Here is a 14,891-nt window from a genome sequence, read left to right on the forward strand (position 1 = left end):
GTTTAAGAGAGCCGGGTCACTACCCCGGCTTTTTTTCGTCCTGAAGAAAGTAGAAGCCCTTCTTCCTCCACAATTAGCCCCGTTCGAGGCCCTTTTTGTGTCCTACAAGCTCCAGTACTGGGGCTTTGCGGGAGTTCTGAACAACCCGGCCTGACGCAGCTATAGAGCTGGCTGCCAACAGGTACTCTTCAGTCGCCAAATCAAGGCTCCATCCAAGCTCTCGGGCTAGTTCTCGAATCTCCTGCTGAGCCCCCTCAGGGAGCGAACTAAATTCGCAGTCAAATTCGGGCATAGAACCCTCCTGAGGGCCCTCAAGCCGTCTTATGATTGTCTTGGTCGCTTACCCCGTGGATCTCACGTACAACTTCTGCCGCTCGGTGGGCTCGTCCCAGCTGCGCCAGCTCGAACAAGTAAGTGGCGAGCTGCATGCCTGCCATCTTTGCCTCCATTTGCAGCTGTCGTTTGGTTCGCTGCGTAAAGCGAAGCTTGCAAACTGCGTCTCGTTTGTTGGCTGGATCTGCGTGCATACGGGGTTTGCTCCTTGGTTGTTCGAAAGGGTTATGCAGCTTGTTGAGGAATGCTTGGGCGAAGGTCGCGAGCTTTGATGGCGCCGTTGGTGACGATCTCAGCCCGCATAGCGACCTCGGCAGCACAGCCGTGCAGCCCGCGAACCCAGCCGCTGACCGTGCCCTGCTTTACGCCGAGAGCTGCAGCCGTAGCGTTCTGCGAACCGAAATGCTCGACCAATTTTTCAAAGGGATTGTTCATGATTCTCCGCCCATATAAAGGGATACCTTTATCTTATGGCAAAGGTATACCTTTTTGCAAGTTCAAAGGCCAACCTTTAAATTGGCCCGCTATGGAACTTAAAGACCGTCTCAAATACGCACGCAAAAAAGCTGGCCTTACGCAGGTCGAGCTGGCTGAGCGCGCCGGCCTAAAACAGGCATCAATTTCCGAGATTGAGCGAGGGCTTACGCGATCAAGCGGGCACCTGGTGAGGCTCGCGCAAATCTGCGGCGTGAATCCTGTCTGGCTTTCGGAAGGAACCCAGTTTCCCAACGATCAATGGAATATTACGGTTGGGACGAAACAGCCGATGCTAGAAATGGCGGACGCTGAGCTGGTCCTAGAATCGAATATGGAACTGCTGGGCGAGCTGTCCGGCTGGGACGACGGCGATCCACTGGAAGAGGATGATTGCGAGGTTCCATATTATGCCGAGGTTGAATTCTCCGGAGGGGCGGGAATGACCGAAGTAGTTGAGGTTGCTGACCGGAAGCTGAGGTTCAGTAACGCAACGCTCCGGGCCGCTGGTGTAGATTGCAAGAGCGCTGCGTGCGCCAGGGTAAAAGGAAAAAGCATGGAGCGCCTTATACTGGACGGCGCCGCTATCGGTTTTGACACCCAAGACACGTCGATCATTGATGGCGAGATCTATGCTTTCAACCACGGTGGAATGCTTCGAGTGAAGTATTTGCATCGACTGCCGGCTGGCGCTGTCAGGATTCGCAGCGAGAACGCTGACGAATATCCTGATGAGGTTATGAGCGCTGAACAGTTTAGAGACGAAGTCAGAATGCTGGGGCGTGTATTTTGGTGGTCTACCGTAAGGCGGTCGCCGAAGCGAAAGTAATCTCATATTTAAGGACGAAAGAATGACCAGATCGGGCGTGGCACTTTTGGGCTTGCTGGCGTTAAGCGCTGGCGCTCAGGCTGCAAGCAAGCCGCAAAAAGAGGCTCAATGGACTCAGGAGCCGAGCAGCTTCCTTGGGATCAACTTCAACAGCAATATCGTCAACGATCTGCCCTCCTGTGCTCCTGGCGTTATCGGTTTTCAGCAGAAAGCGCTTTGCTACGAAAAGCCCTTTCAGGGGCTTTACGGTATCGAAGGGAAGCCACAAATCGGCCTCTCCTATAACTACAGCCTTCACGCCAAGGTTAGGGATGGGGGCGTCGAGTACTTTTACCTTACTGCGAACGTAAATGATTTTGAGAAGCTGGCCCAGCTGTTCATCACGAAGTATGGAGAGCCCTCCAAACGCACCAGTGAAATAATCAAGACCAAGGCCGGCGCCTCATTCACTAACGAGCGGCTATCCTGGTCCGGGCGGAATACCACCATCCTGGTGGAAAAATATGCTGGGGATATCAACACTAGCGCGGCGTCACTGACAAACAGAGCGCTGGAGCAGAAGTCGGCAAACGAGCGAAACCAGAAGCTCAGCGAAGGCGCCTCGAAGCTGTAGCCTCTCCTTTCGAAAAATAGACCTGCCTTTGGGCAGGTTTTTTATTGCCTGAGAAAAAATAAAGGTAAACCTGTTGACTCGAAATAAAGGCTACCCTATATTTCATCCATCGAGACGCCACAGCGACTCGCCAGGGCCTCAACAGACCCGCCGCTCTTTAACAGCTCAGGATCCTCGCCATCGACTAACCCGGGTTTCATCCGGTAAGTGCGAGCAACAAATAGTCGATGCCATGCCAGCTCTGGAACTGGCCGTGCTCACCAGATGTGAGTACGCGAAACCACGCAAGCCAGCCGGCGAAGAACACCGTCCATGAAATGTGTGACGCCGGCCAGAGATATGAATCGGGCGATGCGCGTGGTGGAGAAAGGAATTTTTCACTGATGCACCTGGGTGACCGGGTGCATTGGGAAAACAACCGGAGGATGCCTAAGTGATGAAGTTGAGCGGATGCGAGATCGACGAGCGTGACCTTATCCGGAGCGCCATTCGAAACCTCAAGGGCCCCAGCAAATACCGAACCAAGCATGGGCAATATCGCTGGGCGCTTGTGCGTGATGCGTTCGGTGTGGGCTCTGGCGTTGCCGCCGCGCTTTGCCGTGAGTTCGGATTTGACCCCGAGGAAATGATCCGCTCATGAGGTTCTGAGCAACAAACAGATGGCCCATGCTGTTTCAGGTCGGCCATCTGGCTTTACAAATGCCTCTCACACCCCGGGAGGTATTTGAAAGCCAAACAACGGAGAGTCGAAATGGCCTACTACAAGACAAGCGATGCCGGTGTTCTGGCGGCTTGGAAGACGTACAGAGAAAGCGCGGATCGCTTGCAGGTGCTGGGTGAAGAGTTCGCCAAGCGCTTTGCAGGTGCCACCGCACTGTTCCAAACCAGTGTGCACAGCGGTCGTAACTTCTACGGCCTGAAATTCAAACCTCCGATGCCGCAGCCGCTTTGGACAAAGCCAGATCCGAAGGCTGATGGCTCTCAGTTTCCGCGCTCGTCTCTCCCGCCAGGAACAAAGGGTGAAGAGCGGAAAGCGCTGAAGCTCGAACTGGAAAAGCTTCAGGAAGAATTCAAGGCGAACAAGCCCAAGGATAAAGCCGACCTGGAGCCGTTCCTGGACGCCATGGGCCTTGGCGGCGGCGCGCTTTTCTTCAACGGCTACAAGCAGGTCGTGACGCCTGACTGCATCTACATCAGCACCTCTGCCAAGCCCAACGGCGTGCTGACGGAAATCCTCGGCAGCGAGTTTGAGGCAGCCGAAGCCGCGAGCAACTGACAGCCAGCGCCAACGACAGCCTGTCGTTAACTGCCCGATCCTCTCTATGGAGAGCGCATCGGACTGCTCTCCACCTTTCACGGCAGGCTTGAGATCTTTCAAGAACCTCCACCGGAAGCCTGAGAGCAGTCCGATGCGGACGAAACTGCGGCCTATAACCGCCCACCTGCATCACCCAAGGAAACCGTGGGCAACGGAACCAGCCAGAGCGTTACGGGGCAGAGTTCTTCATAGCTTTATCCCTCCGGCCAGTTGAAACGACCATATGGGTGCCGCCATCGCGGGTAAGCCTGTGTGAATCGACGATCTGGTGCGCGATCTGGACAACGAGGCAACACGGCGGTGAGAGCCCGCGCTGGAGACGTAACCAGCACCAATTCATGCGAGCAACAAACGGCAGGGGCCCGAATCCTTACCCTACCTGCCGGGGATAAATTGGATTCTGCCCGCACATGCGGAACCACTTCGCTCCCACAAAGCCCACCACCATGAAAACGCTCTAAACCGGGTGTTACAGGACGGAATCAGCTCAAAAACGACGATTTCCCCACCACCCCGCTCCCACAGACAACCGACCAATCCCGCATGCACATGACACCGCGCCCAACGGCAACCAGCGGAAGGATCGTGTGCAGCCGGAATTTGTTGGATCAACCAGATGGAGAGAGTCATGAAGAACGGACCGAAAAGCACACCGTCGGCGCGGTGGCGCACTGAAGGCCAGCCAGACCCGCACGCAGGCCGCTACGACGGCGAGCGTTCCGAACTGGCAATGGGTCACCTGACCGACGATGAGCTGGCGAATGGCGTGTTCATGCACGGCAATGAGCCGCTGAACATCGAAAAGATCCTCAGCAAAGATCCCGATTATCACCCCTCTATCGCCTGGCTGACTGCCGCGAAAGACCGCATTCGCTGGCTATCTCGAAAGCTCGAAGAAGCCACGGCCACCGCCTAACCCCAAACACTGGAGGTCGCCATGAGCGATTTTGGATATTGCGAAGGCGACACCTGCCAGCGTAACGGCTGCAAGGGCGCCATTCAAATGCGAGAGGCAGAGAACTGCAGCTGCCACATCAGCCCACCATGCTCCGCCTGCACGGCGCCACGCCACTTCTGTGATGCGTGCGAATGGGATGAGGCCGACGACGAAATCGTCAATGACTACGTCGTGAACATCGACAAGGCCACCGGCAACTATCGGAGCTGGGAGCCTCGGCCCCTGGACCCGACGAAGATCGATTACAGGATCAAGCCGCACACCTACTCGTCCCAAATCTGCGAAGGCGTCTATCCCGAAGGCACGACCATCGATGAGGTGCGAAAGCTGGTGATCGGCACTTTCGGCGGACGTTTCGAAAGTTTCGGCGGCGGCAAATTCAAGTACATCGCCTACACCGACTGACCCGCCACCCTGGAGGCAACAATGAACCTTGCACTGAAGACTTGTCAGGCCATGCACGACGGCCAGTTGCCTCCGATGGTGAGCGAGAGCCCTCGGGAGGTTGCTCGGGCTGAGTGGCTGTACAACGCGGTTGAGAGCCTGTTGCGGGGCGTGGATGTGAAGTTCCAGCGCCGCTGGAATCAAGCCCGGGCCGTCACCGTGGCCGACCTGGCCCTGGCCGTGGACGAGCACGTGAACAACCGGCTCGCGGACTGCAAGGTCAACTCGCCGGCCCTGGGCTGGCTGCTGCTGTCGGCAGATGGCCGGGCCGACAAGAACGCCGTCGCCGAACTCATCGGCCCAAGCGACCACCCCTTCGGCAAGCTCGGCGAAATCGCACAGGCCCTACTTGAGCCCTTGGCCGATGACGCCCTGATCGCCCAGGCAGAGGACAACGAACTGTGAGCCCTCACATCCTGATAGACGAGGCGCTGGAAAGCCTGGAGCACCCAGACAGCCCGCCAGGCGCCGAAAAGGTCGTGCTGCACATGATCACCAAGATGATGGAAGGCAACGCCATTAGCGTTGAAGAGTTCAACCACTACTGCAAGCGCCTCCTGAAATTGACCAGGCAGCGCAAGGAGGCCGAATGAACAGCATGACCCTGGCATTTACCCACAAGTCTTGGCTTGGCGCCCTCTCGCTGGCCTACGACGCCGGTATCGAAAACGTCCACGCCTGGAGCCGCCGGGTCTGCCTGTGCGGGGAGTGGACTGTCGCTTACGAGGTGAAGGCATGAACATCGATTGGAGCAAGGCGCCGGAAGATTTCCCGCTTTGGCTGGAAGGCCTCGGCGAGCACGCCAAACACAGCGGCTGGTATCGACGTGCTGGCGATGTCTTTGAGCATGAAACTCATGGCCAATTCCGCGCCTTCCGCGAGGGGCAGTTTTTTACCGTGCATCACCAGCCGGAACAGCTGGCATGGACCGGCGAAGGCCTGCCGCCTGTTGGGACGGTGTGCGAGTTTGCCGGGTTCAATCCCGAGGAAACCTTGCCAACAGACCCGCGCGTTGGCGACCAAGTGACGGTGATAGCCCACTTCATGAGCGGATCTTTCGAGGTGGCTGCTTTCACCTTTTATGCGCCTCCTGAGTTCAGATATTTGAAAGTCTCTCAAGGCGCATACGGTTGTTTCCGGCCCATCCGCACGCCAGAGCAGATCGCCGAAGAGGCTCGCGTCGCCGAGCTGAATCTGATGGTTGGTGCCATCAAGGATTATCCCGGCGGCAGACACGGCGTGGATCACCTGACCCAGCTACGAATTCATGAAGAAGTCTGCATTGATCTTTACGACGCGGGTTGGCGCAAGCAGGTGACCACATGAAAGCCCTCGCCTGGATCTTCGCCTCCGCCATGCTCATCACCATACTGGCCTACACCGTAGTACAGGAGCGCTCCAAGGCTTGCTCGGTCACTCAGATATCGCAGGTGCTTCGGTGACTGCCCGTCAGCGCGCCAGGCGCTTCCTGATCTGGCGCGGGTCGTTCTCGGCCATCACCTTCTGGACTTTCATGATGTTGCTCAGCGCCCTCGCCGATCGCATCACCTCCTAACTCACACCTTCAAGCGCTGCGCACGTCGCGGCAAGGAATCCCCGTGGACAACTGGATCAAAGTTAGCGACAGGCTGCCCGAGCTGAAAGATGACTCCGTACTGGCCTACGCCGACGGAACCTCGCCGCACGCCGAACGCCATGCATGGCCGAAAGGCGGCATAGATATGGTTCACATCCAAGACTACTTCGGTGATGTGACCTGTGGCCTGGACGAGGCAGGAACCCAGCTCTACACGAAAATGTACCTGAGCCGGGGCGTGACGCACTGGCAGCCACTCCCAGCCCCTCCAGCCGAATAACCCTTCCACAGCGCCCCTCTCCGGTGGCGCGGAGAACAGTCATGTCCAATGATCTGGCGCTCGTCACGGGCGACATCTACGCCTGCCGTGACGCCTTCCTGGCCGTCCAGGCCGAGCCGAGCCTGAACTTCGACCGTGAGGCAAGCTTCGCCATCCAGATACTGGAAGGCAACAGCTACACGCTCAGGGTGGCCTTGCAGAACCGTCAGGCCGTAATCGACGCGGTAACCAATATCGCTTCCATCGGCCTGAGCCTGAACCCGGCGAAGAAGCAGGCCTACTTCGTCCCTCGCAAAGGAAAGATCTGTCTCGATATCTCCTACATGGGATTGATGGACCTGGCCATGGCCACTGGGTCCGTGCGATGGGGACAGGCGAAGCTGGTCTACGAGAACGATGTGTTCGAGCTGAACGGCGTTGACCAGGCGCCGACGCACAAGACCAAGCCGTTCTCCACGGATCGCGGCCCAGTGGTTGGCGTCTACGTGGTCGTTAAAACAGCCGAAGGGGATTACCTCACCCACCCCATGAGCATGAACGAGGTCATCGCCATTCGTGATCGCTCCGAGGCGTGGAAGGCCTACGTCAAGGACAACTCGAAGGTCTGCCCATGGGTAACCGATCCTGGCGAAATGACCAAGAAGACGTGCGTGAAGCAGGCCTACAAGTACTGGCCGAAGACCGACCGTCTGGAAAAAGCAATCCACTATCTCAACACCGAGACGGACGAAGGCCTCAGCCAGATCAAGGATGTGTCGCAGACCGATCCGGAACTGGCGGCCCACTGGATTGCAAAGGCCAAAGCCTGCAAGGCGCTGGACACGCTCCAATCAACTTGGACCGAAGGCGTCAGCGCTTTCAAGAGCGCGAAAGACGTCGCTGGGTACGAACTGTTCAAGTCGGCGGTCAACGCCAGAAAGTCCGAGCTCGAGGCACCAGCCCCAACCGCAGGAGAGGCAGCATGAACCTCATCGAATGCGAACAAGGCAGCGAACAATGGCACAGGGCGCGGGCCGGCTGCATCACCGCCAGCATGTTCGCAGTGGCCCGCTCCCGCGTCGGCGGCCTGGATGACAAGCAAGCGATGTACGTCGCCGCTGTACAGGCTGGCATGAACGAGAAGGAAGCAATGGCCGAGGCCGGCTACAAGTCCGTGCCCAAAGCCGAATCGGTACGCTTGGCGCTGCTGGGCCAGCCCGTCGGCCAGCCAACCGAGGCAGCCATGAACTACGCCTTCGGTCTGGCGGTAGAGCGCATCAGCGGCGAACCACTGGATGGCGGGTTCGAGACTTGGCAGATGAAGCGCGGCCACGAACTGGAGCCCATGGCCCGCATGGAGCATGAAATCCAGACCGGCCTCATGGTCCAGCGCGCCGGCTTCGTCACCACCGATGACGGCGCGTTCGGCGCCAGTGCCGACGGCCTGATCGGCGAAGACGGCGGCAGCGAATACAAGTGCTTCCTGGCCCCGGACAAGCTGCGCGCCTTTCACATCGACAACGACGCCAGCGGGATCATGGATCAGGTCCAGGGTTGCATGTGGATCACGGGCCGCAAGTTCTGGCATGTGGGCATGTACTGCCCCGCCCTGGAGATCGTCGGCCGCCAGCTCTGGTGGAAAGAGTTCCAGCGCGACGACGACTACATCGAAAAGCTCGAGGAAGACCTGTGGCAGTTCAAGCTGCTGGTGGACGACTACGAGCAGAAGCTGAGGAGCAAAGCAGCATGATCAGCAATCATTTGAGCCTGGTCGAGGCGCATCGACCACAGGCGGACGCCATATCCGAACAGATCGCCCAGTTCCTGGCGGCCGGCGGCCAGGTCAGCGAGCTGCCAAGCCCGCCACGCAATCCCATTCCGCCGCCCCGCTCCACCCGGATAGACCCTGAAACGGTCCTCAAGCGCAAGCCAAAGCGCCTTTCGCTCGCCGAGCGCCGCGCCCTACGCAAGATGGCGGACTCGCTATGAGCAAGCGCAAGCCGTGCAATCGGCGAGTCCAAATCGAGCGCAGCATGCGGGCCCTGGTCAACACGAATCACGCCGCCGTGATCAACATCGACCCTAGCGGCTTGCAGGTGATGATCAACTGGAAGAATGGCAAGCAGATCCTTTCACGACCGGTGTCAGACGCGCTCTGCGATGTCGCGCACCGCTGGACGATCTACATCGCCGGAATCTGCGTGCGCCAGGACGGCGCCCAGTACATCAAGTCAATCGACGTCAGGCCGGATGGCGTCCACCTGGTGGAACGGCTTTCGGATGTCCTTGAGCACTTCTACGAAGAGGTGAAGGCCGACTGTAACCCGAATCACCGGATCGGCATGGGCTGGCTGGCGGTGCCCGGCGATACGCCGGTACCCGAGGAGCGACTATCTGCACTTCTGGCTGCCGTCGGAGCCTGGAACCAGGAGAAGGTTGCAGCGTGAGACGGCTTCGCACCCAACAACGCAAACGACAGACCTGGCTGGCACTGCCGGCCAGTGGAATAGAAGGGGTAGGCCATGGCGAAGAGCGCAACCGAACGCAAGCGGGAACAGCGCGAGCGGGACAAGCTGAGCGCGAAGGAAAGGGAGGCTGCTCTGCTGTCACGGCAGATTGTCACGAAGCTTTATCACAACGATGACGCGGCACTGAAACGAGTCATGGCCAGGTGCGGCATCGACGAAGAGCAAGGCCTGATTTCCCGATTCATTCGCGGCGCCGACCGCATGACTGACGAGCAGCTGGCGGAGCATATTCATATAGCGTGACGTGCGAGCGTGACACATCCTCCCCCCGTACTGCATATACCCCATCGTCAACAACTATTTGGCGCCAGGTGCGACATTCAGATTCGGTCGGCATGCTTCAAATAAGTCACGAACCAAACAAGCGTACTCATCCACGTCTTTTTCGCTTGCGGTCCCGTCCTGAATAGCTTGAGACATCTCCGCTATGCTATCCAACAAAGCTCGGGGTTTATCGCTGAAATCCTCTTTGTTTATGCCGCTCAGAATGTGATCTATCTTGCCGGCGGCCCCTCTGTGTCCTCCTTCCGAGTTCGATAGTTCGAAGGCAAGTAGCAGTTTATTAGCGGTATCAAGCGGATAGCTCATATCAAATCTCCAGTGATCCGGCCCCATGCCGGTCACCCGTAATACCCCAACCCAAACCAAATTGCCACCACCGGTCACCGGAGGCTGGCGCCTGACTGGAAATCAACTATGACTCCCTCCCACCAGATACTGGTCGGCGACTGCATCGACATGATGCGGACCTTGCCTGATCAGTCAGTGCAGTGCTGCGTGACCAGCCCGCCCTACTTTGGGTTGAGGGATTACGGCATGTCCGACCAGATCGGGCTGGAGGAAACGCCAGCCGAATTCGTTTCTCGCCTGGTGCAAGTGTTCCGGGAGGTGCGACGGGTGCTGCGTGACGACGGCACTCTCTGGTTGAACATGGGCGACACGTACGCCTCAATCGCCGGCGGTTATGCCCCGGGCGGATCGGCAGGAAAGCACGACATGGTTTCCCAATCCACGCGCGGAGCTGTGCTGCGGGGCAAGCGTCGGGCGCCACCGACTGGGTTGAAACAGAAGGACCTGATGGGCATCCCGTGGCGCCTGGCCTTCGCCTTGCAAGATGACGGGTGGTATCTGCGTCAGGACATCATTTGGCACAAGCCGAACCCTATGCCTGAATCCACAAGGGATCGTTGCACTAAATCCCATGAGTACGTGTTTCTGTTGAGCAAGTGCCCGCGCTATTTTTACGACCAGGATGCGATACGCGAGCCGGTAGCGCTGAGTTCGGTTGTCAGACTCGCTCAGGATCTCGAGCAACAACTCGGTAGCGATCGAGTTCCTGGAAAGGCAAACGGCCCCATGAAAGCGGTCCGGAGTCAGCGGGACAGTTTCAAGCGCGAGGGTTCCAAGCGAGAGCAGACGATACCTGGGCAATCACTCGGTACGCACCGCCCGGATCGCGAAGAAAGCGCCTACCCGCTCGACACCCGAAATAAGCGCAGCGTCTGGACGGTGCCGACCCAAGGATTCAAAGGCGCCCACTTCGCCACCTTCCCGCCCGAACTGATCCGGCCTTGCATTCTGGCCGGGGCCCCGCGTGGTGGAGTCGTGCTTGACCCGTTCGGCGGCGCCGGTACCACGGCGGTGGTCGCCATGCAGGAGGGTCGCAAGTCCATCCTTTGCGAACTCAACCCAGAGTATGCCGCCATGGCTGAACGCCGGATCGCGGCGGCCTGGCTCGACGGCGCGGCGCAGATGGACGTGTTCCGCGATTCTGCTCCGGCCGCCTAACCCGCCAGCTTTGTCAAAAAAAACCCAAGCACTTTGCTCTTGCTAGAGCTATGAGCGCCTTCTCAAGCTTCTCCGCCTTAGGGCGAGCAGCGGATACGTAGTCATGGGCATCGTGAGGCATCGAATCCTCAATCAGCGAAAACAGCGTTTTCTGTAACGCTACCCACCGCTTATGAGTTTCATCGAAGTCTGACTTGGTAAAAAGCATCTGCAACATGGTGATATCCGTAGCTAGCTCGTATCTGGCTATAGGCCAATTTAAATCAAGCTGAGCTTTCTCATGCAGAGTGAGCCCATGGACACGATGTTCTCCATTCACCTCGCTGTCGAGATAGCGTTGGATCAAATTCGTTTTCGCAAGAGCGGATGCTATTCGCTCATATCGCTCAGCCCAGAGTTTCTCCCTTTTAGTTCTCACAATCGCGAAATACGCGGCAAATGCCGCGCCAGCCACGCCGAGTAGAAACGGTATCCAAAGAGTATCCATTCAAGCCGCCAATTAAAATTTTCTCGTAACGAACAAATACCGCACTTCAACGTATCACACCAGTTGTCCGGGCATGCCCCGGCAAAGAGCCCCGTAATGATCTTCCTATTGATGGTCGTGATAGCCCTCAACGCGGCTGTTCCCTATGCCGCCTACAAATTCAGCGTTAAGCCCCAGGAGGGTGTATGGAAAGCGTGACAAGTTTCTGGAGCCATGAGGCTCAAAACATCCGCTGCGTGCGTGAGGCCGACTTCGACCGTGTCACCGCCGAGCGTGACGCCCTGCAGCTGCGCCTGAACGCAGCGGATCAGCGGAACGACGATCTGGGCGCCTCGCTGAAGGACGTGATCAGTGCTGTACGATCAATCAACCGCAGCCCGGCCTACAAGGTCACGGTTATTGGCGACGATGAGCCGCGGTATCGTCAGCGAAAGGAGTGGATCGACTGGGTCCTGGAGCTTTGCGACAAAGCCTCCGCTGGGTTGGAGCGGCCCGCCACTGCGTTCGGCTTGCCCGTTGTGGTCGACCCGACCCTGGCGCCCAAGGAAATGCGCTTGGTGCAGTCTGAGCCGCTCCGCCCAGAAGAGGCGCCTATCAAGGGCATGATCGAAACCGCCTGCGGCACGTTCGCAATCATGATCGATGAAGCGAACGCTCACTACGGTTGGACTTTCCGTCGCCATCCCGATGGCATGTGGGTGTCAGGTCGCCAAGCAACTGAAGCCGAAATGAACGCCGCGCGCGCTCACGCAAAAATCCTCGCTCTCTTCTAACCCCTCCCCCTTCAAAGTCAGCCGCTATAGCGGCAAGGACGACTCATGTCTCAAGTTCACCCAGATTTGGCCCGTATCTACAACGTGTTCGGCCTGAGCAGCAATCACTCCTTGTCGACTCTGCTCGCAAACGTCGAGGGCCTCAAGCGAAGTCATGACGAAGATCGCCCGCTTGCTGATCGGTACCGCTTTCTTCGCGAGCCAAAAGCCAGCGCGCCCGTAACGCTTCCGGAAGAACAATGGATTGTCGTTGGCTTGGCCGGCCATGAGGACGTTCTGTTCGGCACCGAACTGGACAAGGCCATCGACAACGCCATGAATTCCAAAAGCTACACCTTCGAGCCTGAGGATGGGCCGCTGCTCTGCTACCAAGTCGGCGATCAAGACTGGGTTGCCGCACAGAACCCGGAACAGGCCCTAGCAGTTTTGGCTGAATACAACGGCGATTGGCTGCGTGAGCACTCCGACGATTACGACGTGGTTCTGACGGGCGATTCGGAGCTTGACCAGCAGTGGCAGGACGAAGATGCACCCGGTACTCCAGCAGGATCTCTCCGACAGTGGCTGGCCGAGGCCACGGAGCCTTGCTACCTGAACGGGGTGGAGTGACGCCATGACTGACTACACCGAACTGAAGCGGCTGGCCGAGGCGGCTACCCCGCAAAAATTCGATACCGCCGAAGAGAAATCAGGAAACGGCTATATCGAATGCCCACATTGCGGAGGGAGTGGAGAAGTCGAACTTGAGGCGGATTATTGCAACTATGACGGCGTAGCCATTGGCGTCCAGTTTTACGGAATCGGCCATGAGTTTGGCGCTGCCGAGGCCTACTACCGAGCCGCCAACCCCGCCGCCGTCCTGGCTCTGATCGCGGAGAACGAGGCGCTGCGCAAGGACGCCGAGCGGTGGCGTTTTTTCAGTGTGTTGGCGAATGACCTCCAGGCGTTCCCGCACTCATGGGGTCAGATGACTCCTGAGAAAATGGATTACATGTGCGATGAAGCGATGTCCGCCGCCATGAGCAAGGAGCCACAGCCATGAACCACAAGCCAACAATCAAAAGCCTGCGCGCCGGGCAAACAATCTGGTATCCGCACTACGCGTTCGCCCCGGCGCGTTATGAAGTTCGCAAGGTTTCGGTGCTCAGCGACAAGGCGTCAATGCCTGCCCCTCACATGATCGCCGACGGATTTCCTCGCCACCACATCCGCGGGACGCTCGACGCAGGGTTGGCCCCGGCGTTCCTGTCCTACAGTCGACGCAAGGTGGAATCATGGATAAAGGCCCGCAGCCGGGTGACGCCATGATCCTCCCCCTGCTCTACATGGCCCACCTGATATACAGGGGGGCGAGGCCATGAAAGATTTCCCGAAGTGTCTCGGCTGGATGGACCACGGAAAGACAAGTTGCGGGCTTCTGGTAATGAGTCGCTGGGATAGCCCGGAACGCGATGACAACGCCAAAGACTTGCAGCGGTTTGTAAGAGATGTGAAGCGGAGCGGCCTGAACCACTCCCGCATAGAGCGCTTCGAGGGCGACCAATTCCCTGAGTGGGTTGGTGAGCTGCACTGCGACGATGCGCAATGTCAGTGCCGGCGCTACCTCCGTACTAAACAAGCCTAACCCCAATCCACCTACAGCCTGCCGGTGAACGGCGTCTTACTTATTGCGTTGCAGCCAACCTATCAGCATGAAAACCACGCCAGGTATCAATAGACCCGGCGCGACATAGGCAAAGGTTCCGCTCGCGAGCAGACCAGTAAGTCCGAATACGAAGCCACAAACTGTAAGCGGTAGCCCCACTACAAACATTGGCTGCTTGAAAGCCTTTTCCATCGCTCGACTCCATTCAAGAATTTTTCCTATTAAACCATATGTGCCAGCCGGTGAACGGCGGGCGAGGAATTCCTGTGCTCAAACAAATCGGAAAACTCATCACTGAGCCTTTGCGCAAAGGCGGCAAAAGCCGGCCGCTCCGGTGGCGCCTCGGAATGCGACTGAACCACATCCACAACGAGCTGCACTCAGCTCATCCACGCCTCTGGAACGCCATTGTGATCACGGGGCGGACCTTGATCTGCAAGCCTTTCGGCCATCGCTGGACGCGGTTTCAGGCAGTGAAGTATGGCGACTTTGGAGATTGCCGGACGTGCAAGATCTGTCGCATCAGCAACGGCAGGCACCGCGGAGTCGACACCTACCACGAAACGCACCGGCGCGGCGGCTGGACAGAGATCAAAAACCCGTAGCCCCTAACCACCTTCTGCCGCCACGCGCGGCATGGAGCACACACATGTCCGCTAAAAAAATATTCGAGATCCTGATCAGCGCCCTCCTCTACCTGCTGATCACGCTGCTGTGGTTCGCCTATGCCGCGCCCCAAATGGTCGAGCACGGCTCAGATGCCGCACTGATCACCGCCGGCTTCGGCACGATGGTCTGGCTCGCAGCCACGGGCTGCATCGCCATTTACATCATCCAGAAAGCGCGGCCCGCGTAATTCTTTATGC

26 protein-coding genes are annotated in these 14,891 nt (G+C 58.1%); 22 read left to right on the forward strand and 4 right to left on the reverse strand.

Annotated elements, in window-relative coordinates:
• Positions 1-558: 558 nt before the first annotated feature.
• Positions 559-768, reverse strand: coding sequence for a transcriptional regulator (locus DOCECA_RS12615; protein ID WP_123587636.1), 210 nt, complete (start codon positions 766-768; stop codon positions 559-561).
• Here DOCECA_RS12615 and DOCECA_RS12620 point away from each other — a divergent pair.
• The 16 genes from DOCECA_RS12620 to DOCECA_RS12695 all read left to right on the forward strand — a co-directional run bounded on the left by DOCECA_RS12620 (position 767) and on the right by DOCECA_RS12695 (position 9,575).
• Positions 767-1,636 (forward strand): XRE family transcriptional regulator, encoded by an 870-nt coding sequence (locus DOCECA_RS12620; RefSeq protein WP_445572110.1) that lies wholly within the window; start codon positions 767-769, stop codon positions 1,634-1,636. The two genes, DOCECA_RS12615 and DOCECA_RS12620, sit on opposite strands and share 2 nt — an antisense overlap.
• A 22-nt stretch (positions 1,637-1,658) precedes the next feature.
• Positions 1,659-2,249, forward strand: coding sequence for a hypothetical protein (locus tag DOCECA_RS12625; protein ID WP_445572111.1), 591 nt, complete (start codon positions 1,659-1,661; stop codon positions 2,247-2,249).
• A 436-nt stretch (positions 2,250-2,685) separates the two neighbouring features.
• On the forward strand, positions 2,686-2,889 hold the full coding sequence (locus DOCECA_RS12630) for a hypothetical protein (RefSeq protein ID WP_198725673.1): 204 nt from the start codon (positions 2,686-2,688) through the stop codon (positions 2,887-2,889).
• Positions 2,890-3,000: 111 nt separating this feature from the next.
• Positions 3,001-3,525 carry a hypothetical protein gene (locus DOCECA_RS12635; RefSeq protein WP_445572112.1) on the forward strand — a complete coding sequence of 175 codons (525 nt, stop codon included), beginning with the start codon at positions 3,001-3,003 and terminating at the stop codon, positions 3,523-3,525.
• 670 nt (positions 3,526-4,195) lie between these two features.
• Positions 4,196-4,483 (forward strand): hypothetical protein, encoded by a 288-nt coding sequence (locus DOCECA_RS12640; RefSeq protein ID WP_445572113.1) that lies wholly within the window; start codon positions 4,196-4,198, stop codon positions 4,481-4,483.
• 21 nt (positions 4,484-4,504) lie between these two features.
• Entirely contained in the window at positions 4,505-4,930 is a 426-nt protein-coding gene (locus DOCECA_RS12645) for a hypothetical protein (RefSeq protein ID WP_445572114.1), read from the forward strand.
• A 21-nt stretch (positions 4,931-4,951) separates the two neighbouring features.
• Positions 4,952-5,374 (forward strand): hypothetical protein, encoded by a 423-nt coding sequence (locus DOCECA_RS12650; protein ID WP_445572115.1) that lies wholly within the window; start codon positions 4,952-4,954, stop codon positions 5,372-5,374.
• Positions 5,371-5,562 (forward strand): hypothetical protein, encoded by a 192-nt coding sequence (locus tag DOCECA_RS12655; RefSeq protein WP_445572116.1) that lies wholly within the window; start codon positions 5,371-5,373, stop codon positions 5,560-5,562. Before DOCECA_RS12650 ends, DOCECA_RS12655 begins: the two co-directional genes overlap by 4 nt.
• A complete protein-coding gene (locus DOCECA_RS12660; protein WP_445572117.1) occupies positions 5,559-5,708 on the forward strand; it encodes a hypothetical protein in 150 nt (49 codons plus the stop codon). Before DOCECA_RS12655 ends, DOCECA_RS12660 begins: the two co-directional genes overlap by 4 nt.
• On the forward strand, positions 5,705-6,295 hold the full coding sequence (locus DOCECA_RS12665) for a hypothetical protein (protein WP_445572118.1): 591 nt from the start codon (positions 5,705-5,707) through the stop codon (positions 6,293-6,295). The genes DOCECA_RS12660 and DOCECA_RS12665 overlap by 4 nt, the downstream gene beginning before the upstream one ends.
• Before the next feature lie 272 nt (positions 6,296-6,567).
• Entirely contained in the window at positions 6,568-6,825 is a 258-nt protein-coding gene (locus DOCECA_RS12670; protein WP_445572119.1) for a DUF551 domain-containing protein, read from the forward strand.
• A 41-nt stretch (positions 6,826-6,866) separates the two neighbouring features.
• Positions 6,867-7,790 (forward strand): recombinase RecT, encoded by a 924-nt coding sequence (locus tag DOCECA_RS12675; protein WP_445572120.1) that lies wholly within the window; start codon positions 6,867-6,869, stop codon positions 7,788-7,790.
• A complete protein-coding gene (locus tag DOCECA_RS12680; RefSeq protein WP_445572121.1) occupies positions 7,787-8,554 on the forward strand; it encodes a lambda exonuclease family protein in 768 nt (255 codons plus the stop codon). Before DOCECA_RS12675 ends, DOCECA_RS12680 begins: the two co-directional genes overlap by 4 nt.
• A complete protein-coding gene (locus DOCECA_RS12685; RefSeq protein WP_445572122.1) occupies positions 8,551-8,793 on the forward strand; it encodes a hypothetical protein in 243 nt (80 codons plus the stop codon). Before DOCECA_RS12680 ends, DOCECA_RS12685 begins: the two co-directional genes overlap by 4 nt.
• Positions 8,790-9,251 carry a hypothetical protein gene (locus DOCECA_RS12690; protein WP_445572123.1) on the forward strand — a complete coding sequence of 154 codons (462 nt, stop codon included), beginning with the start codon at positions 8,790-8,792 and terminating at the stop codon, positions 9,249-9,251. The genes DOCECA_RS12685 and DOCECA_RS12690 overlap by 4 nt, the downstream gene beginning before the upstream one ends.
• Before the next feature lie 75 nt (positions 9,252-9,326).
• A complete protein-coding gene (locus tag DOCECA_RS12695) occupies positions 9,327-9,575 on the forward strand; it encodes a hypothetical protein (RefSeq protein WP_445572124.1) in 249 nt (82 codons plus the stop codon).
• Positions 9,576-9,629: 54 nt separating this feature from the next.
• On the opposite strand, the gene DOCECA_RS12700 is transcribed toward DOCECA_RS12695, so the two are convergent.
• A complete protein-coding gene (locus DOCECA_RS12700; RefSeq protein ID WP_445572125.1) occupies positions 9,630-9,920 on the reverse strand; it encodes a hypothetical protein in 291 nt (96 codons plus the stop codon).
• A 108-nt stretch (positions 9,921-10,028) separates the two neighbouring features.
• Here DOCECA_RS12700 and DOCECA_RS12705 point away from each other — a divergent pair, with 108 nt between their 5' ends.
• Positions 10,029-11,120, forward strand: coding sequence for a DNA-methyltransferase (locus DOCECA_RS12705; RefSeq protein WP_445572126.1), 1,092 nt, complete (start codon positions 10,029-10,031; stop codon positions 11,118-11,120).
• Positions 11,121-11,133: 13 nt separating this feature from the next.
• On the opposite strand, the gene DOCECA_RS12710 is transcribed toward DOCECA_RS12705, so the two are convergent.
• Entirely contained in the window at positions 11,134-11,607 is a 474-nt protein-coding gene (locus DOCECA_RS12710; protein ID WP_445572127.1) for a hypothetical protein, read from the reverse strand.
• A gap of 185 nt (positions 11,608-11,792) precedes the next feature.
• Here DOCECA_RS12710 and DOCECA_RS12715 point away from each other — a divergent pair, with 185 nt between their 5' ends.
• From DOCECA_RS12715 to DOCECA_RS12730, 4 genes are read left to right on the forward strand one after another with little or no spacing between them, the layout of a single operon-like run.
• The gene (locus DOCECA_RS12715) at positions 11,793-12,380 is read left to right on the forward strand and encodes a hypothetical protein (RefSeq protein WP_445572128.1); all 588 of its coding nucleotides are present in this window, start codon (positions 11,793-11,795) and stop codon (positions 12,378-12,380) included.
• Positions 12,381-12,425: 45 nt separating this feature from the next.
• Positions 12,426-12,989, forward strand: a complete 564-nt coding sequence (locus DOCECA_RS12720; protein ID WP_445572129.1) for a hypothetical protein — start codon at positions 12,426-12,428, stop codon at positions 12,987-12,989.
• A gap of 4 nt (positions 12,990-12,993) precedes the next feature.
• Positions 12,994-13,422 carry a hypothetical protein gene (locus tag DOCECA_RS12725; protein ID WP_445572130.1) on the forward strand — a complete coding sequence of 143 codons (429 nt, stop codon included), beginning with the start codon at positions 12,994-12,996 and terminating at the stop codon, positions 13,420-13,422.
• Positions 13,419-13,688, forward strand: a complete 270-nt coding sequence (locus tag DOCECA_RS12730; protein WP_445572131.1) for a hypothetical protein — start codon at positions 13,419-13,421, stop codon at positions 13,686-13,688. Before DOCECA_RS12725 ends, DOCECA_RS12730 begins: the two co-directional genes overlap by 4 nt.
• Positions 13,689-14,040: 352 nt before the next feature.
• Here the strand turns inward: DOCECA_RS12730 and DOCECA_RS12735 are convergent, their stop codons facing one another.
• The gene (locus DOCECA_RS12735; protein ID WP_445572132.1) at positions 14,041-14,217 is read right to left on the reverse strand and encodes a hypothetical protein; all 177 of its coding nucleotides are present in this window, start codon (positions 14,215-14,217) and stop codon (positions 14,041-14,043) included.
• A 457-nt stretch (positions 14,218-14,674) separates the two neighbouring features.
• On the opposite strand from DOCECA_RS12735, the gene DOCECA_RS12740 reads away from it, so the two are divergent.
• Positions 14,675-14,881, forward strand: coding sequence for a hypothetical protein (locus tag DOCECA_RS12740; RefSeq protein WP_445572133.1), 207 nt, complete (start codon positions 14,675-14,677; stop codon positions 14,879-14,881).
• Positions 14,882-14,891: the final 10 nt, after the last annotated feature.

This window comes from Pseudomonas sp. E102, assembly GCF_052660185.1.